Raw genomic sequence first — 24226 nt, 5'->3', positions numbered from 1 at the left:
TAATGGCCCACTAAGGTTCGTCTTACGTGATACTCGACGATACGGCTAGAGGTCATACGTTGTACGGCACGCCTTTGTAGCCGCACGCGGTGTTTTGTGATGAGTGGCAACGGTTCATGGACAGTCCTATGAACGTGCTTCGGTTTTTCGCTGCACGCTACTACCCATACGCTTCCACCAATCTATCAACTAAGGCCTTCGCTTCAGCGGGCCGAACTGCGTGGTCTGAGTGAGCTCGCGGTAGCAATATGGCCGAAAGTGCTGTAGGTGACGCAATCCGCTCTGAATCATCGAAGTCGCCAACAAGTTCTTTTACCTCCCACCCGAGCCTTTGCTGCAGTTTGTCGCAGTGGTGGCAAATGCGAACTTCCAGCTGCCACGCGCGAGGGGCATCGACAATGCTGAAATGCACCTTTCCTTTATCTGAAACGTAGACGATTTCAGCCTTGCCACGTGAACAGATAGGACAGCACCAGTCGCTGGGCGTTGCATCCCACTTCTCCGCCATGTAGTCGACGCTTCGCAGCATTGCGACGAAGTTAGGCGGTAAGGGCCTTCCTGGTTTGGGTCTAACTGTTCGCCATCTCGACATATCGCGAGGGGCTATACGTGTCTGCATTCCCAGCGCATCGCTAAGCGTTTCCCAGCTAAGCCATCTGCTTATAAGCTCAGAACGGCGCCCGCCATGACTGTACACCGGCACCGGCTCGAACTGCCTGTCATGTGGCTCGTACCAATGACAATCGGTGGCTGCCGCCTTGGCGACCGCTTTGATTATTCGCATTCGGAGAACGAAAGCTGCCTTGGCCGCTTCCCACTCGACGCGAGCCCTCTCTTCCAATACTCTGTGAGAACGGTGCGGGGCCACATCAATGAACCGACTGATTTGACCGACCGAGAACGAAAATTCCCGTGGAATCTCCAAAGCGGCCTTTGCCGCAGTATCGGCATTGTTGCAGTCCTCGCATACCAACACGGGTTCATATGCGGCAAACGCTTCGCTCATTCGCCCGATAAGGCGAAGCCCGTCCACTTGTTCAAGTTCAGTGTTCGCTTCGGCGAACGCAGCATGGAACGCCTCGTGCAGCACGTCACCCATATGGTCGTGGTGGATAACGTTCTTGGCCAAAATCTGACCGCGGTTGCCAACCCGTGAAATCTCGAACTTGGGCCTCCGGCAGCATGGGCAAATCCACTCCTGCGGTGAACCGACCCAGTTTGTGTTCATCTCAAAGGGACGAGACCCATGCTTCTCAAGCATTTGCTTTGCAACTGGCGATGCTTGGCCGTCCAAGCACGATACCTCGCCCGTTTCGACACATTCGAGAAGAAGCGGTAGCGCGAAATTAGCGCCTTCCTCCTGGCGAACTTCATGGCCTTGCTTTCGGCTCCAAATGCCGAATCTGCTGAAGAAAAGTTTGTCTGACCACATTGTTCGACCTCATTATTCATGTCTTTTCGTCGATTGTTTAAGCCTGAAACACTTGGCGATTCGACCAGCTAGGTGTCTAAGTACTTGGGTGCCACAATGCTTTTGCAGTATCTTTTTTAATTGCAGTGTCGTTGTGTCTGTCTAGTTCGTGATTGTTGCTGTGGCTAAGCGAACGCTGATGCGGGCAGTTTGTCAGCAAGGGTCAACACGAAAGTGTCAGGGATGTCTCGGTTTTGCAGATGCCGCTCGTGAGCAACGTGCACGGGACAATAGCCGGCACGGCACGCGGAGTCTTTGGCTTCTTTCTGACTCTTATGCTCAGACACTTCCTTGCCGCCGACGACAACGACCTGATGGGTCGTAGCAGCGTTCTTTTCAGTCCTCTTCGGGCAATGTTCGATGTATGCGGCTAGCGTTGGCGTCTCCGCATACGCCACGGAGTGCGGCTGCCCTCATGTAAGGATGAATGCGAAAAATAAAGTATTGCCAAGCGAACTGAGTTGAGGCACTGTCGGAGAACAGCGATTACACCTTCCATGCTCGTCAATCAAACAAAGTAGGGGCAGCTTCAAGCGGGCAGAAGCGATGACATGCGTCGGACTTCAGCACGAACGCGAGCGGTCACTGAGTGCTTGGATAACTGGTAGAGTTCATTGAGTCCTGATGCGCTAGTGAACGAGAGTTCCTCATAGAGGGCAATCGGAAGCTGACGATTGTCTTTAAACCGCCTGTCAGGACCACCGCTTTTATTTACATATCGCCAAGTATGGCCGACTACCTGAGCATCGACAGGGACAGCGCCGTCTTCAATAAACTGCCTGGGTTGACCGCTGACCTCCAGGTCCTTGTAAGAAATTGCGCCCGCGCCGGCCGGCGAGTACACCAGCACGCGCTCTGGCATGTAGTAGAGCGACGTCGACCCTGACTTCACGTACGGTACTTCTAAATTCGACTTCACCATTGGTGGCAAGCCCTTCCCGAAATAGGCGTCTTTTCGCCTTACTACCGCACCAGCCCCAGCGTGGTATTTGCGGTCGTGGACTGCAGCCTGCGCGTCAATGCGCCACGCCTTCCGACAACCGGCCAGCGTATTGAACGCTTCGTGTAATTCCTCAAATGCACTTTCGTTTGCAGAGTCCAGTTCATAGAACAGCACCGAAGTCTTGGCGACTGTGTCCCTTACCGCTATGTAAATCGTGAGTGCAACCAGTACTGCAGCGGAGACAAGGGTAATCCACTCGGGGCCCCTAGAGGAGACGTACCACAGCGCAAGTGCGCTACCACCAGCTGTCCACTTCCAGTAATTTGGACGATTTGCCTTGCTATTCAACTCGTTTAGCAACTCAACGGATGAGCTGTCTTGCATAGCAGAGACCGGAGCGCTTTCAATAGCCACCATAGGTCCAAGCCCCGGTTGAGGAGCCATGTTCGGTAACGGTGTTGGCGCCGGCGGCATTTGCGGTCTGGCAGCGGGTTGTGCGGTCGGTATTGTGGCGCGATAGTACAAGCCTCCGCGACCGACAGTGATGTAATTCCCGCGTGGCCCCGTACCAACTCGAAGTCCCTTGATGCCAGCAGATACGCCAATTCCCGATTTCGAAAGGTTAAATCGGAACGGTCCGACGCTCACGCTTTTTCGTATGTAAAAGCCCATAATACCCCTCCGGAATTAGTTTCAAAACAACAATCAAGTTGCAGTCTGTGCACGGCAATGTTGCTATAATAATGGCATTGCAGAAAATCAACTATAGGAGATGTCATGTCAGACCAGATTTCGTTTGGTGCCGCCGAATTCGCAAGCAATCCAGAACCGCGCTGTCCGTGTATCCTTCTGCTCGACGTCTCCGGCTCGATGTCTGGTCAACCGATTTCAGAACTAAATGCGGGGTTGTCTGTGTTTAAAGACGAGCTCGCGGCTGACTCGCTTGCGATGAAGCGCGTAGAGGTGGCTCTGGTCACATTCGGCCCGGTCCGCGTCGAGGCGCCGTTCCAGGCTGCCGAATCGTTCTACCCACCGACGCTTTCTGCACAGGGTGACACCCCAATGGGCGAAGCAATTCGCCAAGCAATCCAGTTAGTTGACAACCGCAAGCAAGAGTACCGAGCGAACGGCATTTCGTACTACCGCCCTTGGATTTTCCTTATCACCGACGGCGGGCCAACCGATGAGTGGAAGTCTGCCGCGGCGGCTGTCCGTGAGGGTGAGGCAGCGAAAAAGTTTGCGTTTTTCGCTGTAGGGGTAAAGGGCGCCAATATGGAGACGCTCTCGCAAATTAGCACTCGCGCTCCGATGTCGCTTGAGGGGCTTAAGTTTAGGGAACTGTTCACCTGGCTGTCGAGCTCTCTGCAGCGAGTTTCGCAATCGACGCCGGGCACAGAGGTTAAGCTTGACGCACCCACGGGATGGGCCTCGGTGTGACTTGGAGAGTCGTTGCCGGGTCCGCAGCTGGTACATCGCATACTGCTACAGGCCTAGCGTGTCAGGACAGCTGTTGGGCCCAGGTCGATACGCCAGCCGGAAAGACACCTGTCTTGTCCATCTTCGTCGCAGACGGGGCTGGTAGCGCTCAACACGGTGGCGAAGGAGCTGAGCTTGCTATCAAGGCCGCTGCAGAATTCATGCAAAAGAAATTAGCCTTGCCTGAGTTCGGGCTCGGTGACGACTTTGCTGTCGATTGCGTTATGTCCGTACGTGCTGCACTGTTCTCCGCTGCGGAGAAAGAGCGGGTTCGAGCGCGCGAGTTTGCTTGCACGTTCCTAGGAATTGTTTCGACGAACCAAGGAACCCTAATCATGCAAATCGGCGACGGCGGAATCGTTATCGACGTCGGGAGCGGACTCGAGGTTCCTATCGTGCCGATGTCCGGCGAGTACGCCAACATGACTCATTTCATTACTGATGAGGATGCCGTCGACCGCTTGGAATCGCGAGCGTTCAATAAGCCGGTCACCAAGGCTGCAGCGTTCTCCGACGGCGTGCAGCGACTGGCGCTCCAAATGGACACCAATTCTGCGCACGAGCCATTCTTCGCTCCATTCTTCAAGGTTCTGTCGACGGCTACCGAAGAGCAAGAGGACCAGCTGCAGGATGCAATGATGCGCTTCCTGAACAGTGACGCCATAAACGACCGAACTGACGACGACAAAACTCTAGCTCTTGCCGTCCTCGTATAAGCGAACTGAACATGACGCAACGCTTCGTCACGGCCACTGGCGCCGAAATCCGACTTGGCCGCGAGTTAGGAAAGGGCGGGGAAGGCTCTGTCTTTGAAGTGCCTTCGCTACCGAACCAGGTGGCAAAGCTCTACCACCAAAACGTAGATAAGCCGAAGCAAGACAAGCTTCGGTTTATGGCAAACCAGGTTGACCAAACGCTGCTGCAGTACGCCGCTTGGCCCCAGGGGACATTGCATCTAAAGGCTGGCGGAGCGGTAGCCGGCTTTCTCATGCCAAAGGTCACCGGGCGCGACCCCATCCACATGCTTTACAGCCCGGCGCATCGCCGGCAGAGCCGCCCGAACGTCGCGTGGGACTTCCTCCTCTTCGTTGCACGTAATACCGCGGCAGCCTTCGAGACCTTGCACGCACGTGGCCACGTACTAGGTGACGTCAACCAGGGTAACCTCATGGTCGGGGCCGACAGCAAGGTTATCCTCATCGACTGCGACTCCTTCCAAATTAACGCCAACGGTACACTCCATATCTGCGAAGTCGGGGTCTCACATTTCACACCCCCAGAACTTCAAGGCCTATCTTCGTTTCGAGGAGTGAAGAGGTCAGCCAACCACGATAACTTCGGCCTGGCCCTACTAATTTTCCATCTGCTGTTTGGCGGTCGGCATCCCTTCTCCGGCGTGCCACAGAAAACTGAAGCCGGCGAAGTGCTCGAGTCAGACATCAAGGCGTTCCGGTACGCATATGCCCGCGACTCCAAAGCACGCGGGATGCTACCGCCGCCGAAATCGATTCCGACTGCGCTCGTCCCGGATTCTGTGCGGGCAATGTTTGAGCAAGCCTTCACAGAGCGAGGCGTGTCGGGTTCGCGGCCGACAGCGCAGCAATGGGTTGCTGCTATCGATGCGTTGAGAAAGCGCATCAAGAAATGCTCGACGACGTCGATTCATGTATTCCCCGACCATCTGGCGCAGTGCCCTTGGTGTGCGCTCGAGCAGCAAGGCATTGTCTACTTTGTCGACCTAGGCACGACCTTTACAGCGACCTCGAGCGGGTTCGTCCTGACCAAGGTATGGGCAGTCATTGAGACTGTTTCGCCTCCGCCCCCGGTTGTGGTCCCGAACGTCGCTAATATCTCTGTGACACCCGCACCCCTGCCAACGGGCGTCCAAACTAAAAACCATACGAACGCGTTGAGAGCGCTCATCGTCATCGTTGCCTTGGGTCTTACCGCGGCGGCTCCAGCAGCGTGGGTGATTTGGATTGGCGCTGCAGCCATAGTGTGGAACATGCTCGGTAGCGGTGAGTCTCCAGAGTTGGCTGCCGAAAAAGTAAGGCGCAAGAACAGACTCTCTACCGCTGACCGTGCGTACATGTCGCTCGTCGACAAAGCACGCAGTGAAGTTGGCCCTGAAGGGTTCAACAAACGCAAAGCGCAGTTAGCTGAGTTGCGTAACGAATACGTGGGCCTCGCTGCCAAAGAGAAGGCCGAACTCGACGCACTTCATCAGACGGCGGAGCAGAGGCAGCGTGTTAAGTTCCTTGACCGCTACTTCATCGATGCTGCCTCAATCCATGGCGTAGGTCCGGCGAAAAAAGCTGCCTTACGTTCTTTTGGTATCGAAACAGCAGCCGACGTGGAGTGGAACAAGGTCCGCGCAGTAAAGGGCTTCGGAGATGTACTTACGAGAGCCGTCGTCGATTGGAGGAAGGCGTGCGAGCGCAAGTTTGTGTTCAACCCGGCCCAAGCTGTGACCGAGGCAGACCGCAACGCCGTGCGAGCCAAGCTAATGGTGCAAAAGAAGGGTATCGAAGCGAAGCTAAATGCAGGCGCGTCTGAGCTGCAGCGGATGAGCCTGGAAGCGAACGGACGGACGGCTTCACTGCGAACTCAACTGCAGTCGGCCGCTCAAGAGTACGCTCAGGCCAGAGCAGACATGGCTTTGTTGAGCTAAGTAGATAACCCAACAGGCAGTAAGTAATAACTGAACAGCACGTTAATGACTTCATTTCCGACGTGGTGTAGCACAAGCGAGTCTAGGTCTCGACTCACACAGTAACGCTTCTCTCAGCTGACCCCGGAAAGCTCGACGATGCCAAAAAACTCATAGCCGCAGCGGTTCCTGACAACTACACCAACGCAAGTCGAGTCGCTGCTTTGCTCAAGAAGCTTGAGAAAAATGAAGTCGCCGCATTTGTGAAGGGTAAGCTACCCACTGGAAAGAGTATCCGTTCAGGTGAACTTGGTGAGGTTCTTCGTAGCGCATACGTCCCGGCGCGCGTGACGGTGAGGCTAACCACTGGCGATAATAGTTCCAAGGGGAAAATTTCGTTCCTCAGAATATAGAGGAAAAACCTCCACCTATATAGTTCTTCTTGGGAAAATAAGCGGTTGGTTACCGTGTTATATAGGGTTCGGCATCGCGTCCGGAGGCAGCGCTCACGCACTTGCAGCTTAAGAAAACGACGCCTGCAGACTAGCAGAAGGGGCAAGGCCATACTCATTCGCTTAGTCGCAAGTTCCAGCCGACGTGACTTCTCAAATTCTACCTATCGTGCTCATGTGGAAGTTGGGTGCCAGTAGATGGCTAAACACATAACTTCTGTCCGTTGCAGCCAGCCACTTTGGGTGGACATTGCAGGCTCCGAGCTTAACCACTTTGCAGCTCGTCATACCGATTCAACAGACTGTAGTCCGCAGGATGAGTAGAACCGAAGACGGCGCTACTAGCATGTTGGACCGCTAGTGCAGGCTAGATAGCTGGCGTCCCGTGCGAAGAAGTACGCCGCAGCCTCCCGGGGGCCATCGCTGAAGCATGGCACAATGTGGCTATAGGACATGCTCTGCGTCGCAGATATGCCCTCTGCTTTTGGAGAACTATTTGGAAACAGTTGTCGAAATACTAGAGTCTCTGCAGGGTATCCGCGCGGAAGAGTGGAACGCCCTGACCGATGGTAACCCTTTTGTTAGCCATCAGTTCCTTCATGCATTGCACACATCTGGATGCGCCTCCAGCCGCACAGGGTGGAAACCGTGTTTTCTCGTCGTTCGTCGGGAGGGGCAAGTAGCCGCGGCGGTGATTCTCTACGCAAAGTATCACTCGAGGGGTGAATATGTCTTCGACCATGCATGGGCGCAGGCATACGCACAACACGGGATGGATTATTACCCGAAGCTGGTTTCCGCTGTGCCGTTCACACCTGTGACAGGGCCGCGGTTGCTTGCGTCAAACGACGCCGATAGGGCCACTCTCCTCCAAGCAGCAGTCCAGTTCGCACAAGAATCCGGGGTTTCATCCTTGCACATTCTGTTCCCAAGTACGAGTGACGTTGAGGTAATGCGCAACGCTGGCTTGATGCTAAGGGAGAGTGTCCAGTTTCACTGGCTTAACAACGGATACGACACGTTCGAGCAGTTCCTCGAGTCGATGACGCGTGATAAGCGGAAGAAAATTAGGCAGGACCATCGAAAAGTGAGAGATGCCGGCGTGACCTTCAGACGCGTCGCCGGCCACGAAATCACGAAGGATGACCTAGACTTCTTTCATACTTGCTACAAGCTGACGTACGAAAACCATTATTCGTCTCCTTATTTGACGAAGGCGTTCTTCACACAAATCCAGTCGTCAATGAGTGAGAATTTGCTTCTGATAATTGCAGAGCAGGGCGGGGAACCCATCGCTGCCGCGCTCAACTTCATCGGGCCCGATGCAATGTATGGCCGGTACTGGGGCACAACGAAGTTCGTGTCCGGATTGCACTTCGAGCTATGCTACATGCAGGCCATCTCATACTGCATCGATGTATCGATACCGGTCTTCGAAGGCGGAGCTCAGGGCGAACATAAGCTCTCCAGAGGACTCGAGGCAACACCGACCTGGTCAGCGCACTGGATTGCGGACGTCCGGTTCGAAGACGCAATCCGAGCGTTCCTAAGTCAAGAAACTGCTCATATGAACGAATACATTGACGAGTTGACGGAACGTGCACCATTCAAACGTGTACCGGACTAAGAGGTCGCTTCGCGGTCACGCCAGACTCGTTCCGAGCTTGACCTCCAGCAGCAAGTAGAGCCCTTAAGCGAGTAATTTCCTCGTCTTTCCGGACAAGTTGTGCAGTTAGTTGCATGTTGCGTACGGCCAATTCTCGATTTTGCTCGGTCAACACGTCTAACGGACTGTTTACGCGTGACAGACTTGAGGCCCGACGATATGCCTCCTGGCTCAATTTGGAATCATGGCCCAAGACTTTCGCTAGACCAGCAACAATATCGGTATATGATATTGGCAAGCCTTGGTCGATATAACGTTGAATCTCTTTTCGGAACCAATCCTCTGCGAATTTGCGGCGAACGGAGTGGATTCCCGAGCCAAGTGGTGCGCCAATAGCTTGAAACGCGTCCGTGAAAATATCAGTCCAGGTTTGGTCGGCTATTGCTTCTTTCGATGTCATTGATACGAATAATGGTAGTTTCGCCAGCGTTTTCTTATGCTTCGTGCGAACGAAAATATCATCGCCGTATAGTGACTTGATGTATCTATTTATTTCCCATGCTAAGGGATATGGAACATCGAAAAAATTCCTGCTCGAGTTTTTTTGTTTCGACGGCTGCACCGAATGCGAATGTAGTTCCGCCTGAATCGACTTCCCGATAGCCTCATCACTAAACTGGCCGATAACCAACGAATTGGCACTCCCTCGTCGCAGCCCTGTTTGGTCAACCGTCCGCAGAAATATCGCATTTCGCTCAGCAGTGACTGAAAAATTACTGTCCCTAAAATAATCTTCAATGTCATTCAGTTCTGCCTCAGTCGCCCAATGCTGCCCGCCCATGCTAGACGAGCTATCCTCGGCATCCTGAAAACATTGCGGATATAGTCTCTTCGGTAAGCAATTCCATTTGTTAGGATTGGCGTTTTTTAGGGGAAGTGTGGAGCGAATGGACGCATCTTTTTCCCAGCCAATGCTCGGTGTCGCCGTTTCAATACCGTGTTCGGCCCATACGTAAAGCTCGTATAATATCTGTAACTTAATGTTCGTTGTCTGCTTGGCGGTAATCTCGCCGCGCGATATCTTTGTGCTCTTTACCTTCTCATAGGAATACTCCCGATACTCAACCAATAATGCGTCGTCCGCATCAATCCAGGTCTTGTTAATCGACTCGAGGAACATGGCGTACTCAAGTAATGCATATGCTAAAGCGTGTAGCCGAGATTTGAAAGCGCGCGGCTGCTCATTGGTAGTAGCCGCGACAGAGAGAGCGAAGCTTTGGAAGGGTTTATGCAGTGATAGGTCAGACAGGCGGATAGATGGTACTTTGAGATTCTTTTTGTATGTGCTCCAAAATAAACTTACAGGAAAGCTTTGTGGTGCCAGCTGGATTACGTTCCCAGCATCGTTGGGCGTGCTCATAGCAATGTAGTTTTCCAGTGGCTAAGATTCTAACGAAAATGAACGTGACGCAGAACTCGTAATAAGCATTTCAATGATACGGAAAGATTTTGTAGTCCGCAATATTTGTGAGCGGAATTGCTCCTCCCTGATTTTGGACGCTTCTTCTAAGATGAAGATTCGGTGAGCAACAGCACTCCATCTGTCAAGTTCAAGAGGTAGTGCATACCCAAAGTCAATCCGTGCGCAGTCAGCGGCCGATAATTCGACGAGACCTGTTGTGTCAAATTGGGCCGTTGCGAAGGTTGAATCAAATAACAAATTTCTCTGTTCACCGTCAGCGAGAACGATGTCGATAATGACGCCAAGTGAACCAGCTAATATGTTTTTGCTTGGTATATCTTCTCTGGCAACAATTTTTTCCCCAATCGTGGCAGACTTTCTCCCGTAAATGCTTAAGCTAGGAATCGGCAGCCGCATCACCTTTCGAAGCTCGATATGCTCGTCATGAAGTACGTAATTAAGTTGCGCCGCTTTGCCTTTAAGAAGCGTGAGCAGCAGTGCGGTATCACTATCAACGGCTTCGCGATACAATGCTAACGCTGTCTCCTGGGCTGCTCCTGCGGACTCTACCTTAGTGCTCTGAACGATTAACCTAGTTGACTCTCTGGGCGCCGGATAGCCGGCCGCGGCAGGCAATGCGGCATTCTCTTTCGCAGCTTTGTATAATTCTGCACGGCCCGAGAGGACCGCGCGTTGCGAAACATTTTTTAGAGTCTTAATGAAGTGCCAGAATGAGTTCCGCACATCTGCCACTTCCCCTATAGGAACCATCGTTAGATGACAAAGTTCCGGTAACGCATAAATCAGTTTTGTTGCCACTGTTAGCTCGAGAGCGTCCGTACCGTAAACCACATATGAAAAGGTATCGTTGACGTCGTCGCACTTGCCGCCGAGGACGTCGGACAAGAGCGCAGATTTTTGGCAAATTGTGGGGAAGCTTGCGCGTACGGACGCCGACGGAAAGATATGAAGCGATTGGTCGAATACTTCCTTTGGAAGGCTGGAAGCGCGGAAGCATAAGACATTTAGCACGCATACCCCCGGGTGCTTCCAAAGCCTTTGATAGTCGTCAGTATGATTCTGGTTTACATTGCGTCCTGAGCTGGCGGCTCCTGCGTCTGCCAGCAGTGCTACACGTCGGGTGAATGCATTCTCTAAAATTCTAATGCCAAGTGGCTGGACCATTGCGTTTTCCCTGCAACCGGTTACCAGAACCAAGCCGCGGGACTCTGCGAGGTTGAGCGCATCAGACGCAAGCGATTTATTTCCAAGACGCCGGCAGAGCGATTTTTTCAAGATGCTTATTGGAACTCGCATTGTCCGATTACGTTTTATGTGCTCTTCGGTGCACGAGATGCAGGCGGCAATAAGTCTCGCTTTATCTTCACTCTTAATCCCTAGATAGGTTAAGCACGCCTCATCGATTGCTTCAAAGCCCGCAAGCGGTACGAGAATATATGGATTTTCTGACACGTTAGTAATCGTATTATTCCCCCACAATTCCATCGCCTTCGCGACAATCGCCAGTGGGAATCCATGAGTCGCAAAGTAAGTCGAAACTTCGCTGTAGTGGGCATACGCTCGCCATTCTCTCACCAATCGAATAGCGTCGGGCAGAGACATTCGAGTACCGTTAGCCAAGACAGCTGCATCGCAAGCGGCCAGAGCCTCTTGCAGTTGTTGGCCCAGCGACTTCCATAAAGCGCGTACAAGCCGTAGCTCCATCCAGGCAAATCGAGGGTGCGATGTAAGCAGCTTCACCAACTGCCTACCTTCCGGAATACCGTGAATGACCGAACGGGCTGAAAATTGATAACCGTACTTCCGGTCATTTACATATTGTCCCGTCAACGTCAAGGATTCGCCGACCTCGGGAATGAACGGCATCGCCTTTCCGGGAGCAACGATTCGGATTGATTTTGACGCATTTTTTTCGAGTAATCGAAAAATTGCGCCTCCCGTTGGAGATATGTGGACGAGTCGAGAAACCGTGCCGGATAAATTTGTTTCCGTCATGTTGATATCCACTGGCCTGTATTGCTTAGATGACGTAATCGTGCCAGCTCCGCCCGCGTAGCGTCGAGTTCGTCGAACAGCACAAGAAGTTCAGCCGAGGTCGGTGTCTCTGCATCGCACTGAACAATCGCAAGGCTCCGCATAGTGGATGTTTTCGAGAGCTGTAGGTCCAGCAAATCGAAATGTTCTGCAAGCCGCGCATTGGTGCCTATCGTGGAAGGAGATATGCCGAGAACTTTGCATATCGCGGATTTGGCACTACGTCCAGAGTGGTTGCGAGGAACGAGACTAAGCGGCGTGTCTGCAATCCATTTTTGTAACCTGGTCGCGTGCTCAGCGCCGACACTTTGAGATGCTTTTCGAGTCATACGTTATTCCTCCTTTCGTAGCGGTGCCAGTTTCTGCAGCGTTGCAGTCAATTCCGCAATACGTGTCCGTTGTTGCTGTGTTTCTTCGTCATAGCGCTCCCGCAAACTTACAAGCGCGCGCTTTATTCGAAGCAGTTCTGTTTCTGTGCGATTGTTGTTGATTGCCGCTTCCGTAATTTCTGTCTCCTGCGTCGATACTAATTTACGCAAGTAAACAACTTCTGTATGAAGCTCTCCAATTACCTTGGTTTTATTTGTTTCCTTGAGTTGCTTTCGTGCCTGACTTACAAGAGCTTTGCAAACGCTATCGATTTCGGACAGTGCGGTTTCATGAGAGCGATACAGCGTCGAGCGATTCGTAAAACAAACTGTCGAGATTGATGAGCGTGTAAGTACGGAATTTTGTGAGCCGTCCCAGTCGCAAAAGCTCGCGATGCTAGACGGGAAAAATTCAAGCAAACATTCTCCAGCGGAGTCACGAAGCAACTCCCCAGCATCGGACGTTTTCCACGGTATTCCCACTGCCATCCATTGTCTAAGCACTTTTAACTTCGCTTCAATCTTTTCAGCACAAGCCTGCTTTGTAACTTCCGAAATGTGAGCTTCCATGGACTAAATAGCTTTAATGACGAACACTTTGTTCCAAGTCGCCGTGAGCGCGGACATCGCGATTTGATTTTCATGGGCGACTTTTTCATCTGAGACGATATATGCAGCCAAATCGGCTTGGTCCTTCTTGATTTGATGTCTTACACTGGGCGGAAGAGTGAAATTGGTGGCTTCTCTTGCAAGCTCGTCAAGCGAATTGACCAGGCCACGACGATATCCTTCGGTTGTAAGCATATGGATGCATGAATCGCAAACTTGGGGGGTGGCGTTTTCAGGATGAATTTTGCCTTCGTCGAAGCAGTTAGACCGACGCAGCGTTGGCGCATCTTCCGTGACGCAGCAAATAACATGTTCCTTTTCCGACATCGTATAGCCGCGATGCATAAGGCTAGCGCCAATTCGCTCTGCCTTTTCTTTCAGAGTTAACTGTTGAAATTTTATGCTGCCTGATATTCTCCGCATAAGTTTAAGGGCTAGCTTTGCAAAGTTGCCACCAATTAGCTCGCCCTTGAGCAGCCGGTGCATCACATCCACAAAATAATCACTTGTGACCTCGTCCATTAGCTTGTTGAAAGATGCAAGGTCTTTGCCGTAACCGGTCCCGTATATCGCCTTTACGCCCTCGGATGGCAGAGTTCCTGGACTATCTGTGTAGTAAACTTCTGTTATCGAACTGACGTCATGGTCAAAGTGCTGAGTCAGGGGCCCCGTCTTAGGCATGTCATATCGATATTTATGTATGCAAGCAAATATCCGTCTGAAAGGTTGAGTTTTTTCATGGAAGTAGCTCTCATCCACTCCCGCTAACTCGAAGAACCAGGACCCGCTTCTAGCGAAATCAAATTCTGTTGCCGCGCCTTCGAATCCTTTTGCAGTGAACGTTCGTAGAGCGAAGAGCTTGTCGCTTCTATTATCTGTCCGATTCGAGGGGTATGTTTTGGGTTCAGAAAATAGCGGACGAAAAATCTGCGAAATTTCCTCAAGGCATTTCACAGCATCTCGGACAATGTCGTTGCACCAAAAGGAAAGGTACGCACGGGTAGACTTCTCGATGTAAATGTCTATGCGCCAGTCTTCATAAATTGTGGAAATTTCCTTGATGCATCCGAAATACAAACCATACGGCTTGTTGTGTCCTACAATCTCGTTTCTACGGCGTCCATGATTGATTGCGATGAGGCAAAAACAAGCGACCAGAAGCGTCTCAATACATTTGATAAGCGCCGCACGGGTCATTTTTGCAATTCCAGGTATGCTTTTACCAGTGTTCAACGTTTGCCTCGAGTATGCTTCTGCTACCGCCTTTTGGATAGCATATGCGTTTTCACCTCCTTTTTTGATAGACTGTTCAAGCTCTGTTCGTGCCACTTGGGCGGTATTAATAACAGTGTCTTTATAATCTAAGACCCAGCGCAGAGCTTGGTCGACAACCTTCAGTGCATTGTCAATCGAAATGTTTTTAGTTCTACCTTGTTGCGCTGGAAATGCTCTTTCTGCCATTTTGTTTGCGTCGGGGAACGGAACAAAGGGGATAGCCCCCAACTCTTTTGGGATGCTAGCAAAGCGGTTGGTTTCAACCATCAGTCTTTGGTACGCCGTTGCAGTCATTTTCGTAGAGCGCGCCGTGCGCTTAGGTGCAACGCTCTTTGCTTTGTCGATGCTAGCAAGCATTTCTGCAAACTCTACGGGAACGAAGTTTCCGGAAATGGGAAGCCCTGTCATCTTGGCAATGACAGTGGCGTCGACGGTAAGGTGCCGGGAGTTGCCAAACCCAGATAGCTGTGCTGCTACAACCTGATTATTTTTTGCAATTTCGAGCACGTCCGCCAGAGCTTTGTCATAGTTTAGGACATGCCACCAGCCACCGTGACGCCAGCCATCGCGTAATTCCTTTACGTCCTCTTGACTCAATTGCGATAACTTAAAAATGTTTCTATCTACCATCCAGCTAAATAATCGCAACGCGTGATTGATTAGACCGCTGACACAATCGTCCACCATATCTGTACGCGAAAAAAGCATCGAGTTTATAGTCGCCTTTAAAGCCGTAATTAGTTCTGGAAAGTCTTTGAGTGTGTAATGCTTATGTCCGTCAGGCGACACATGTTTTAGGCGGGCAAACCGGCGCTCTTCGAGATTGCAGGACCAGATTTTTTGGTCCGTACACAGATGGTGTGCTACGTCAATGTTTATCGTATTGGATTTGAAATCACTTAGAAAACGTGGGTGCTGTTGAATAAGCTGCCATGGGAGTTCAGCTGCAGGGCTGTCAGCGGTTTCCTGAGCCAGAGAACCGTCGCGCTTGTTAGATTTGAGCATCAATTTCCCTTTCAACTTGTTCGCAAAAGCGACTGTACGGACTTGATTTTATTAAATTGTAAAGCGCAAGGCAGACTAAGATTCGTGGAATGTCTGAGCGAATAAATCGGTCGGAATTCGTTTTTCTTAGTCTGTGCATATATTTTAGGTAATATTTTCTTTGTCGGACGCATTGCTCTACTTCAGCCGGACCGACATCAAAAGAAAAACTTTCCGGATTTGCCAACCATTTGTCGACTAAGTAGTCATCGGTGTTATTTGAGAATCGGGTTGGGGGAAGTAGCAGGGACTGGATTGTTTCCTTCTGCTTCTGGCTAAACTCGGAAGGGACGGGGGCTCTACCCGTCTGAAACCGTATCGCGTGAGCTAACATGGCCTGGTATCGTATTATCGTGGCCTCGTTGATATTCCGGGCGATGTCTCCGTCAACGTATGTGCGGCTCGTTGATTCCTTTTTGTGCCCGAGTACTACCCTTGAGTTTTCGATATGCATACCTGTTTTAAGGTAATGATACCGCTCGGCATTCGGGCGAATGTCTGACCCGGTAAACCGTGGTAAGTCCCACGCCGAGGTAAATTCGTGAAAATCATCGGCCGACAGAAAGACGTCGAATTCGTGTGCTTTGTGGTAAGAGAGTCGCATCGAAACAAATATCGATGGGCTTAGCCGTTTGGCATTTAATGAGACATTAGTGTCATGCCAAAGGAGTAGTTCGAGCGCGCGCACTGCAGCTGCTTCTTCAATATACGTGGTTTCGTCGTCACAAACTATTTCTGTGTTCTGGTTAGAACTCGTCTTACTTTTGTGGCTGCTAATTTCGTAGCCGTGTGGTGTTCGCTTGACGCGTTTGGCCGTCACTGATATCAAAGTATCTGTGTTCCATCGCGTATAGAACAACAGAATAATGTAGCAGGCCGTTACGACATATCTGGAGAGGTAGTGCAAGCTGAGTAGCACGCCGAATTCGGCGCGGGATTTCCGATTCCCGCTTAGCTTGCTGAGAAGAGGAATCCCTTCGACAAGTATCTGGTTCGCGGCCGGAGCGTTAATGTGAAGTGAATTCTTTTTTACAACTGCCAAGGCCATGATAAGTCGGTCATTGGCGTTTCTTCGGCTTGCAACTTTCTTGTCGAAGAATTTTTTGGCGCCATTGAATTTATCAACGGTACGTTTCGCCAGGTTCGCAGGAAGAGGACTACGATTTGCGCAATCGAGGGCGAGCTGAATTTCACCGTGAATCTCTAAAACGCCAACGCATTTGTTGACAATCGGTTCGAGTGTGCCTTCGTAGTGCTTTTTCGCGATTTTTTGGAATTCGCTTTCGGTCTGTACGTGAATTGCTTCAGATGGCTTAATCGGCTGGGAAGTAAATCCTTCGGGTTTATTGAAGGGGATATCTTTTCTTGGGGTTCGTTTGGGAACCTTGAGGGTGGATGTGTAATTAACCTGTGTCGCCAAGATATCGTTGGCTAGCGGTGATTGGCAGGACAATATAAAGTTCCTTGTCTTTTCAGCCATTGCTGCGCCGCTTTTTATTCTTTTCCTTTGATAGTGTGTATCGATTACGGTAAGCGCATATGTAATATCGCCGGTTGTTAGGTTTTCAGGAAGTTCTCCGAGAATGCGGCGGAATTCAGAATCGCTGGGCGCGACTGTTTTGAGAGTCTCAAATAACGCCCGAGCTACGGAAGCATGCATAGGCGCTGACGAGTCCCGTACGCAATGCGCAAGGATGCCGTTCACATTGATGCCCAGAGCAGAAAAATCGAGCTTCTTAAACTGAGTGACAGTACGCCCTGAAGCCTTGGTTCTAACTTGGAGGAGGGCGCTGCTTCTACTCCAACGGTGCCCAGTAACTAGGCGTACTGTGTTCTCTGAACCCATTTGTCTAATCTCATCATAAATGCCTTGGAGATGAGATTGTGCATTTAATGCTGCCTAAAAGTCTATAGGTTCTGAAAGTACGGTATTTCTGCAATATGCGTGTTTGTTCCGCTAAATTTTGGCGCGTTCTGACCCAGGCGCTTATTCTTTTAGGTAGGTTGATTAGTATAGCAACCGAACGGTTATGTTGATTTCTTTAGGGGATGGCGCTGGGTCGATACAGGTGACGATATCGCGTTTATCGTTGTCTCGACTTACTCGGACAGAGGAATGGCTTGTATGACTAAGGTAAATTGAGAAATCGCGTCGCTTGCGCAAGTACATACTGGGTCGCTGCGTCGGTCGGTCAGTCAGACAACTCGCGCGTGCCGACATAGCCATTCGTATTCGCCGTAGGAGTGGCCCTTGACGTAGAGGGGCAGGGCGGCGGCCAGGCGGTCGCCGTCGTACAGCACGATGTACTGCGGCTGCCAGCCGGTGTCGGGCGCCGCGCTGCCGGATTCGTGCAGCGCGTGCAGGAAGGCGTAGGAGAGGAAGGGATTCGCGCCCATCTGTGATGCGCCTTGCGCGGCGACCAGCGCGTCCCATTCGGCCTGGGGGATCTCGGACAAGGATGAAACGATATGCGTGCGATAATTCAAGATGAAATCCCTAACGAATTGATGAGCGACGACTTCGCGAAAGTCTCACCAATGAACAAGCAATTCTTCAATCTCTATACGCACCACTTTGCCCGGGTCGCGGTCGCCATCCCGCGCTGCCGCATCGCCGACCCGGCCTTCAACGTCGGGCAGACCCTTGGCCTGGCGCGCCAGGCGGCAAGCAGCGGCGCCGTGCTGGTGGCCTTTCCCGAGCTCGGCCTGTCCGCCTACAGCTGCGACGACCTGTTCCACCAGCGCGCGCTGCTGGACGGTTGCCTGGACGGCCTGGCGCAGATCGTCGAGGCCTCGCGGGCGCTGCCGGTCGCGCTGGTCGTCGGCCTGCCGCTCAAGGTCAACCACCAGCTCTTCAATTGCGCCGCGGTCGTGGCGGGCGGCCGCGTACTGGGCGTGGTGCCCAAGAGCTTCCTGCCTAATTATGGCGAGTTTTACGAATCCCGGCAGTTCAGTGCGGCAGATTGCGCGGCGGTCGACCAGATCGATCTGTTCGGCGCCACCGTGCCTTTTGGTGCGAACCTGCTGTTCGAGATCGAGAACCTGCCGCTGTTTCGCTTCCACGTCGAGATCTGCGAAGACGTCTGGGTGCCGATCCCGCCGTCCTCGTTCGCGGCGATGGCCGGCGCCACCGTACTGGTCAACCTGTCGGCCTCGAACGTCGTGGTGGGCAAGAGCGGCTACCGCCACCAGCTGGTGAGCCAGCAGTCGGCGCGCTGCCTCGCGGCCTACCTGTACACCTCGGCCGGCCGCGGCGAGTCGACCAACGACATGGCCTGGGACGGCCAGTCGCTCATCTACGAGAAGGGCGAATTGCTGGCCGAGTCGGAGCGCTTCAGCGACGATTCGCACCTGATCTTCGCCGACGTCGACCTCGACCGCCTGTCGAACGAGCGCATGCATGCGACCACCTTCGCGCAGTCGGTGCGCCGCCATGCGGAGGAAGTCGCGAAGTTCCGCCTGGTGCAGTTCGGGCTCGAACTGCCCCTGGAGCGCGAGCTGCCGCTGGCGCGCACCGTGGAGCGCTTCCCCTATGTGCCGGCGGACGCGGCGCGGCGCGACGAGCGCTGCACCGAGGTCTACAACATCCAGGTGCAGGCGCTGGTCCAGCGCCTGTCGAGCACGGGCATCAAGAAGGTCGTGATCGGCGTCTCCGGAGGGCTCGACTCGACCCATGCGCTGCTGGTCTGCGCCAGGGTGATGGACCGCCTCGGCCTGCCGCGCACCAACATCCTGGCCTACACGATGCCGGGTTTCGCCACCAGCGAACGCACACTCCGGCAGGCCAACGCGCTGATGGCGGCGGTGGGCTGCAGCGCCCAGCTGATCGACATCCGCCCGAGCTGCATCCAGATGCTCAAGGACATTGGCCACCCCTACGTGGAGGGCAAGGCGGAATACGACATCACGTTTGAAAACGTACAGGCCGGCGAGCGCACCAGCCACCTGTTCCGCCTGGCGAACTTCCACGACGCGATCGTGATCGGGACCGGCGACCTGTCCGAGCTGGCGCTGGGCTGGTGCACCTACGGCGTGGGCGACCACATGTCGCACTACAACGTCAACGCCAGCGTGCCGAAGACCCTGATTTCCTACCTGGTGCGCTGGGTGGCCGAGACGGGCGCGGTGGTGCCGAACGGCGCCGAGGTGCTGCTCAGGATCCTCGACACCGAGATCAGCCCCGAGCTCGTACCCGGCGGCACTCAGGCAGACCCGGACGGCAAGCCGGCCCAGAAGACCGAGGACACCATCGGCCCGTACGAGCTGCAGGACTTCAACCTGTACTACACGCTCCGCTACGGCTTCAAGCCGAGCAAGGTGGCCTATCTATCCTGGTGCGCCTGGCACGACCGCGAGGGGGGGCGGTGGCCGAGCGCGGCCAACGTGCGCAACCAGTACGAGCTCGCTGCGATCAAGAAGAACCTCGGCATCTTCCTGTGGCGCTTCTTCAAGACCAGCCAGTTCAAGCGCACCTGCGTGCCGAACGGGCCGAAGGTCGGCAACGGCGGCTCGCTGTCCCCGCGCGGCGACTGGCGCGCACCGTCCGATTCGGAAGCCACCGTGTGGCTGGACGACCTCAAGAATATTCCTGATTGATTCTTGTTTTTTAGAGAGAGAAAAAAATGAAACAGATTACCTGCGTGATCAAACCGTTCAAGCTCGACGAAGTGCGCGAGGCGCTGGCCGACGTGAACGTCACCGGCCTGACGGTGACGGAAGTGAAGGGCTTCGGCCGCCAGAAGGGCCACACGGAACTGTACCGCGGCGCCGAATACGTAGTGGATTTCCTGCCGAAGGTAAAGATCGAGGTGGTGGTGGACGACGCCATGGCGGACGGGGTGGTCGACGCCATCATCAAGGCGGCGCGCACCGGCAAGATCGGCGACGGCAAGATTTTTGTCCAGAACGTGGAGCAGGTGATCCGCATCCGTACCGGCGAGACCGGCGCGGACGCGGTCTGAGCTTTTCGTAGGGGCGGCATCAACGGAGCGGGATGCGCTCTACCGTCCCATGCGCAAATCGAACTTCCAGGTAACCAGGCGCAGCCCGCTGATGAACAGCGCGCTCGACCACAGCGCGAAGTCGGGTTCCACGCCGTAGTGCCGCATCAGGAGGAACAGCCAGTTCCCCAGGAACGCGCAGATCGCGTAGGGCTTCCCGTCGCGGAACACCATCGGCACCTCGTTGCAGACGATGTCGCGCAGCACGCCGCCGAAGATCCCCGTGATCACCCCCATCATCGAGGCGATGAAGATCGGCATATCGGCCGCCAGCGCGGCCGAGACGCCCGCCACCGAGAACAGTCCCAGGCCGACGGCGTCGGCGATCACGATCAGGCGTTCCGAGACGATCTGGCGCAGGGTGCGGATCAGGGGCGAGGCCACCAGGGCCAGCACGAAGATCAGGATCGCGTATTCCTGGTGGATCACCCAGAACAGCGGGCGGCGGTCGAGCAGGATGTCGCGCAGGGTGCCGCCGCCGAACGCGGTGATGAAGGCCACCGTGAACACGCCCACCAGGTCCATGCGTTTGCGGCGCGCTTCGATGAAGCCGGAGAAGGCGCCGACCAGGATCGCCATGATTTCGATGAACTTGATGAGGGTCATGCGGTAAGGAAGAGCGGGTGGTGTTGCTAGACTACCATGCCGCGCGGCATTTACGGAACGGGTCCATATTGGCGCTGCTTTGTTCATTCGTAGGGTGGTCGGCTCTGCCGACCGCGCGTTCAGCTCCGGCATGATCTGCCACGGCGCATCCGGAAGTTGAACGCGCGCACGGCGAAGCGTGATCTGGTCCACTGGACCAGATCACCCCTACGGAGTTCGGCGCTGATCGAGCAGCGGCAGCCGCACCGAGAAGATCACCTCGTTCCCATCATGGCGATACGCGATCTCGCCATGGTGCTCGCGCACGATCTGCTGGGCGATGTACAGGCCGAGGCCCATGCCCGTGCGGTTGCGCGGGTTATTCAGTGAAGCGCGCTTGAACGGATTGAACAGCGTCGCCACCAGCTCAGGCGGGATCGGCTCACCGGCATTGCTGACGTCCACGACCGCCTCGCGGCCCTGGACGGAAACGCACACCCGCACCGGCTTGCCGGCTTCGCCGTGTTGGCGCGCATTGCTCAGCAGGTTGGACAACACCTGGGCCAGGCGCCCGCCGTCGGCATTCACCATGGCCGGCTCGTCGCAGGCCAGCTGGAAGTGAATGGTCGGGTAGGCCAGGTGCGCCTCGTCCATCAGGTCTTCCACCAGCGCGGTCAGGTCGACCGGCTCGAGCGTCACGCCCAGGCCCAGGCCGCCGTCGATGCGGCTCATGTCCAGCACCTGCGTGATCATGCGCTGCATGCGGCTGGTGGAGGACTGGATGCGCTTGCCCAGGGTCGGCTGGCTGTTCCCCTTCTCGAGCACCATGCCGGCCATGTTGATCGAATGGAGCGGGTCGCGCAGGTCATGCCCGAGCATGGCCAGCAACTGGGCGCGCGTGGCTTCGGTCTGGGCGCGGCGCGCGGTCATCACGCGCACCAGTTCGGCGAGCGTCAGGCGGGAGTTGGCGAGAATGGTGGCTTCCCACGGATGCGCATGACCGCGCACCGTCTCGTACCAGGCATCGAAGGAGCCGCGCGGCGTCAGGCGCTCGCCCAGCGGGCCGAAGGTGCTTGTCTTCTCCGGGCGGCCGCCCCAGGCGACCTGTTCGATCTGTTCAACGCGCAGCAGCAGGTTCCAGCCGTTCGCTTGCAGATCGAAGGGCAGGGCCAGCAGGCCGACCCACTTGCCGAGCCGGTCGCGGACCGGTTCCGGCCAGTCGTCCAGCTTCTGGCGCACCACCAGGCCGCGTGCGTCGTCGGGGAGGGAAGCGACGATCGCTTCGGCCAGGTCCTGCGGGAGCTCGCCGTGCACGCGCACCTTGCCGTAGTAGCAGGTGACCTGGGCCTGGGCCTGGGTGGCGGCCAGGACCGCATCGGCGAAGCGGGCGAAGGTCTCGAGCGGATCGTCCTCGATCAGCAGGTCCTCGACCAGCTTCGTGCGCATCGAGGCCGAGCGCTCGATCATCTGGGTGTCCAGCTGCGACTCGATGCTGTGGATGGTCGAGGCCATCACCTGGGCCAGCACGTCGGCCGCCATCCGGATCGAGTAGGGCACCAGCTTGCGCGACATGTGGTGGCAGGCGATCAGGCCCCACAGCCTGCCGTTGATGACGATCGACACGCTCATCGAGGCGCCGACGCCCATATTCTTGAGGTATTCGATGTGGACCGGCGACACGCTGCGCAGCACGGCGTGGCTCATGTCGAGCGGCAGCGCGCCGGCAGGGCCGAGCAGCGGCACCATGGTGTCATTGACATCGACGATCGAGCGCAGCGTGTTCAGCACGTACAGGCGGCGCGCCTGGGCCGGGATGTCCGAGGCCGGGTAGCGCTGGCCGAGGTAGGGCGTGAGACCATCGCGCCGGGCTTCGGCAATGACGTCGCCGCTGTCGTCGGGGCGGAAACGGTAGGCCATCACGCGGTCGAAGCCGGTAAAGGCGCGGATCTGGTCGACGGCGATGGACAGCAGGCCTTCGATGGTCTTCTGGCGGCGCAGGCGGTCGATCGAGGCGTGCGCCTTCAGCGCGAACTGCGCCACCTCGTCGGCGCTCGCTTCGCGCCGTTCGAATTCGACGACCACCCGGCCGAAGGCGGCATGCACGACGCAATCGAAGTCCGTTCCGCCGATGGAGACCGGCACCATGGAGGGCGTCACTTCGGGCTCGCCCGGGCCGACGTAGTCGATCAGGAGCTCGAGCGTGGCCGGCGGCAGCGCCAGGGAGGCATACGGTATGCCGAGTTCGGGCGCGATGCCGAGCAGTGCCGGGACGTTGGCACTCCAGCCTTCGAGCGCGCCTTCAGCAGTGAAAAAGAGGAGAGCGCCGTGCGGCTGGATCGAGCCGGGGACGTGGATCGGCTCGTCGGCGCAATTGAGCAGGTCGACCTGGTGGCCATGCGCCATGGGGATCACGGAAGTACCCTTCAATTCGCCACCAATCCCTTCTCGTCAAATCCGGTAAATACCGGGCGAGCACATTTTACAGGTAATACATATTTAGACACACTTTACCCTTGTGTCAATGATGTATTCCGTGCGTGTGTTCACTCAGACAAGGCGGGGCGAAGCAGGACGATCAGGGCGCCATGGCCGCCATCTTTCTTGCCGGCGACGCAAAACGCGACCACATCGCCCATCTGCACCAGCCAGCTGTGCACGATGCCGCGCAATACCGGCTCACCCTTGGGCGAGCCGTAGCCGATGCCGTGCACGATGCGCACGCAGCGCACGCCGCGGCGGTTGGCGCGGTGGAGGAAGTCGGTGACGGCGTCGCGCGCCCCGTCGCGGGTCAAGCCGTGCAGGTCGAGCTCATCCTGGACGGGCCAGTGGCGCTTGCGCAGTTTCTTGACGACGTCCGGGCCGACGCCGGGCTGGGCATAACTCAGGGAGGGGTCTTCGTCGAGCAGGCCCTCGACATCGAACAGGTCGGACAGCGACTCGCGCAGCACGGCCTGGATTTCCTCTTCCTCGGTCAGGGGCATGCCCGGCTTGCGGTCCTGGAAGCTGCGCTCGGAGGCCACGTACACCGGGCGGTAGACGTAGCGGTCGGATTCAGGCAATTTTTTCACGTCCTGCATCGCGCCGCGGAACTCGACGGCGCGTTCCTTCGCGATGCGCTCGCGCTTCTCGCGCTCGGCCTGCTCGATGGCGCGCAGGCGCTCGTCTTCCTTGAGCTTGTCACGCAGGCCCTTCAGTTCAGCGAAATCTTTCATGCCCGCCATCGTACTGCG

At 55.2% G+C, this 24226-nt stretch carries 17 protein-coding genes and 3 pseudogenes; 7 read left to right on the top strand and 13 right to left on the bottom strand.

All coding sequences use genetic code 11. The annotated features are described in order from the left end of the window. Positions 1-160: 160 nt before the first annotated feature. The 3 genes and pseudogenes from AC56KL_RS06100 to AC56KL_RS06090 all read right to left on the bottom strand — a co-directional run. The gene (locus tag AC56KL_RS06100; protein ID WP_497179255.1) at positions 161-1432 is read right to left on the bottom strand and encodes a hypothetical protein; all 1272 of its coding nucleotides are present in this window, start codon (positions 1430-1432) and stop codon (positions 161-163) included. A gap of 568 nt (positions 1433-2000) precedes the next feature. Further along, complete coding sequence (locus tag AC56KL_RS06095; RefSeq protein ID WP_497179432.1) at positions 2001-2858, bottom strand: hypothetical protein; 858 nt, start codon at positions 2856-2858, stop codon at positions 2001-2003. A gap of 81 nt (positions 2859-2939) precedes the next feature. Then, positions 2940-3086: pseudogene (locus AC56KL_RS06090) on the bottom strand (DUF4236 domain-containing protein); the annotation flags it as partial. Positions 3087-3191: 105 nt separating this feature from the next. Between AC56KL_RS06090 and AC56KL_RS06085 the strand changes: the two are divergent. From AC56KL_RS06085 to AC56KL_RS06065, 5 genes and pseudogenes are all read left to right on the top strand, one after another. Continuing rightward, on the top strand, positions 3192-3851 hold the full coding sequence (locus AC56KL_RS06085; RefSeq protein ID WP_497179254.1) for a vWA domain-containing protein: 660 nt from the start codon (positions 3192-3194) through the stop codon (positions 3849-3851). Next, complete coding sequence (locus AC56KL_RS06080) at positions 3836-4606, top strand: PP2C family serine/threonine-protein phosphatase (RefSeq protein WP_497179253.1); 771 nt, start codon at positions 3836-3838, stop codon at positions 4604-4606. The genes AC56KL_RS06085 and AC56KL_RS06080 overlap by 16 nt, the downstream gene beginning before the upstream one ends. 11 nt (positions 4607-4617) lie before the next feature. Continuing rightward, entirely contained in the window at positions 4618-6561 is a 1944-nt protein-coding gene (locus tag AC56KL_RS06075; protein WP_497179252.1) for a helix-hairpin-helix domain-containing protein, read from the top strand. A 116-nt stretch (positions 6562-6677) separates the two neighbouring features. Continuing rightward, positions 6678-6953 (top strand): annotated as a pseudogene (locus AC56KL_RS06070) (Hachiman antiphage defense system protein HamA); the annotation flags it as partial. A 535-nt stretch (positions 6954-7488) separates the two neighbouring features. Continuing rightward, complete coding sequence (locus tag AC56KL_RS06065) at positions 7489-8619, top strand: GNAT family N-acetyltransferase (RefSeq protein ID WP_497179251.1); 1131 nt, start codon at positions 7489-7491, stop codon at positions 8617-8619. Here the strand turns inward: AC56KL_RS06065 and AC56KL_RS06060 are convergent. The 7 genes and pseudogenes from AC56KL_RS06060 to AC56KL_RS06030 all read right to left on the bottom strand — a co-directional run. Then, complete coding sequence (locus AC56KL_RS06060; protein ID WP_497179250.1) at positions 8600-10018, bottom strand: site-specific integrase; 1419 nt, start codon at positions 10016-10018, stop codon at positions 8600-8602. The two genes, AC56KL_RS06065 and AC56KL_RS06060, sit on opposite strands and share 20 nt — an antisense overlap. A gap of 21 nt (positions 10019-10039) precedes the next feature. After that, positions 10040-12088 carry a helix-hairpin-helix domain-containing protein gene (locus tag AC56KL_RS06055; protein ID WP_497179249.1) on the bottom strand — a complete coding sequence of 683 codons (2049 nt, stop codon included), beginning with the start codon at positions 12086-12088 and terminating at the stop codon, positions 10040-10042. Next, positions 12073-12444, bottom strand: coding sequence for a hypothetical protein (locus AC56KL_RS06050; RefSeq protein WP_497179248.1), 372 nt, complete (start codon positions 12442-12444; stop codon positions 12073-12075). The genes AC56KL_RS06055 and AC56KL_RS06050 overlap by 16 nt, the downstream gene beginning before the upstream one ends. A 3-nt stretch (positions 12445-12447) precedes the next feature. After that, positions 12448-13053, bottom strand: a complete 606-nt coding sequence (locus AC56KL_RS06045) for a hypothetical protein (protein WP_497179247.1) — start codon at positions 13051-13053, stop codon at positions 12448-12450. A 3-nt stretch (positions 13054-13056) separates the two neighbouring features. Further along, positions 13057-15372 (bottom strand): hypothetical protein, encoded by a 2316-nt coding sequence (locus AC56KL_RS06040; protein ID WP_497179246.1) that lies wholly within the window; start codon positions 15370-15372, stop codon positions 13057-13059. Then, positions 15359-17071: a hypothetical protein gene (locus tag AC56KL_RS06035; RefSeq protein WP_497179245.1), complete on the bottom strand. Its 1713-nt coding sequence runs from the start codon at positions 17069-17071 to the stop codon at positions 15359-15361. The genes AC56KL_RS06040 and AC56KL_RS06035 overlap by 14 nt, the downstream gene beginning before the upstream one ends. Before the next feature lie 569 nt (positions 17072-17640). Then, positions 17641-17898: pseudogene (locus tag AC56KL_RS06030) on the bottom strand (peptidogalycan biosysnthesis protein); the annotation flags it as partial. A 51-nt stretch (positions 17899-17949) separates the two neighbouring features. On the opposite strand from AC56KL_RS06030, the gene AC56KL_RS06025 reads away from it, so the two are divergent. Beyond that, complete coding sequence (locus tag AC56KL_RS06025) at positions 17950-20007, top strand: NAD(+) synthase (RefSeq protein ID WP_497179244.1); 2058 nt, start codon at positions 17950-17952, stop codon at positions 20005-20007. A 26-nt stretch (positions 20008-20033) separates the two neighbouring features. Next, positions 20034-20372 carry a P-II family nitrogen regulator gene (locus AC56KL_RS06020; RefSeq protein WP_259212600.1) on the top strand — a complete coding sequence of 113 codons (339 nt, stop codon included), beginning with the start codon at positions 20034-20036 and terminating at the stop codon, positions 20370-20372. A gap of 39 nt (positions 20373-20411) precedes the next feature. On the opposite strand, the gene AC56KL_RS06015 is transcribed toward AC56KL_RS06020, so the two are convergent. The 3 genes from AC56KL_RS06015 to AC56KL_RS06005 all read right to left on the bottom strand — a co-directional run bounded on the left by AC56KL_RS06015 (position 20412) and on the right by AC56KL_RS06005 (position 24217). Continuing rightward, on the bottom strand, positions 20412-21017 hold the full coding sequence (locus AC56KL_RS06015) for a trimeric intracellular cation channel family protein (protein ID WP_497179243.1): 606 nt from the start codon (positions 21015-21017) through the stop codon (positions 20412-20414). Positions 21018-21224: 207 nt separating this feature from the next. After that, positions 21225-23399 carry an ATP-binding protein gene (locus tag AC56KL_RS06010; protein ID WP_497179424.1) on the bottom strand — a complete coding sequence of 725 codons (2175 nt, stop codon included), beginning with the start codon at positions 23397-23399 and terminating at the stop codon, positions 21225-21227. A 140-nt stretch (positions 23400-23539) separates the two neighbouring features. Then, positions 23540-24217, bottom strand: a complete 678-nt coding sequence (locus AC56KL_RS06005) for a Smr/MutS family protein (RefSeq protein WP_497179242.1) — start codon at positions 24215-24217, stop codon at positions 23540-23542. Positions 24218-24226: the final 9 nt, after the last annotated feature.

The organism is Telluria sp. ZB4P34 (genome assembly GCF_059686055.1).
The sequence above is the reverse complement of the archived record's forward strand: the minus strand, read 5'-3'. Positions and strand labels throughout refer to the sequence as shown.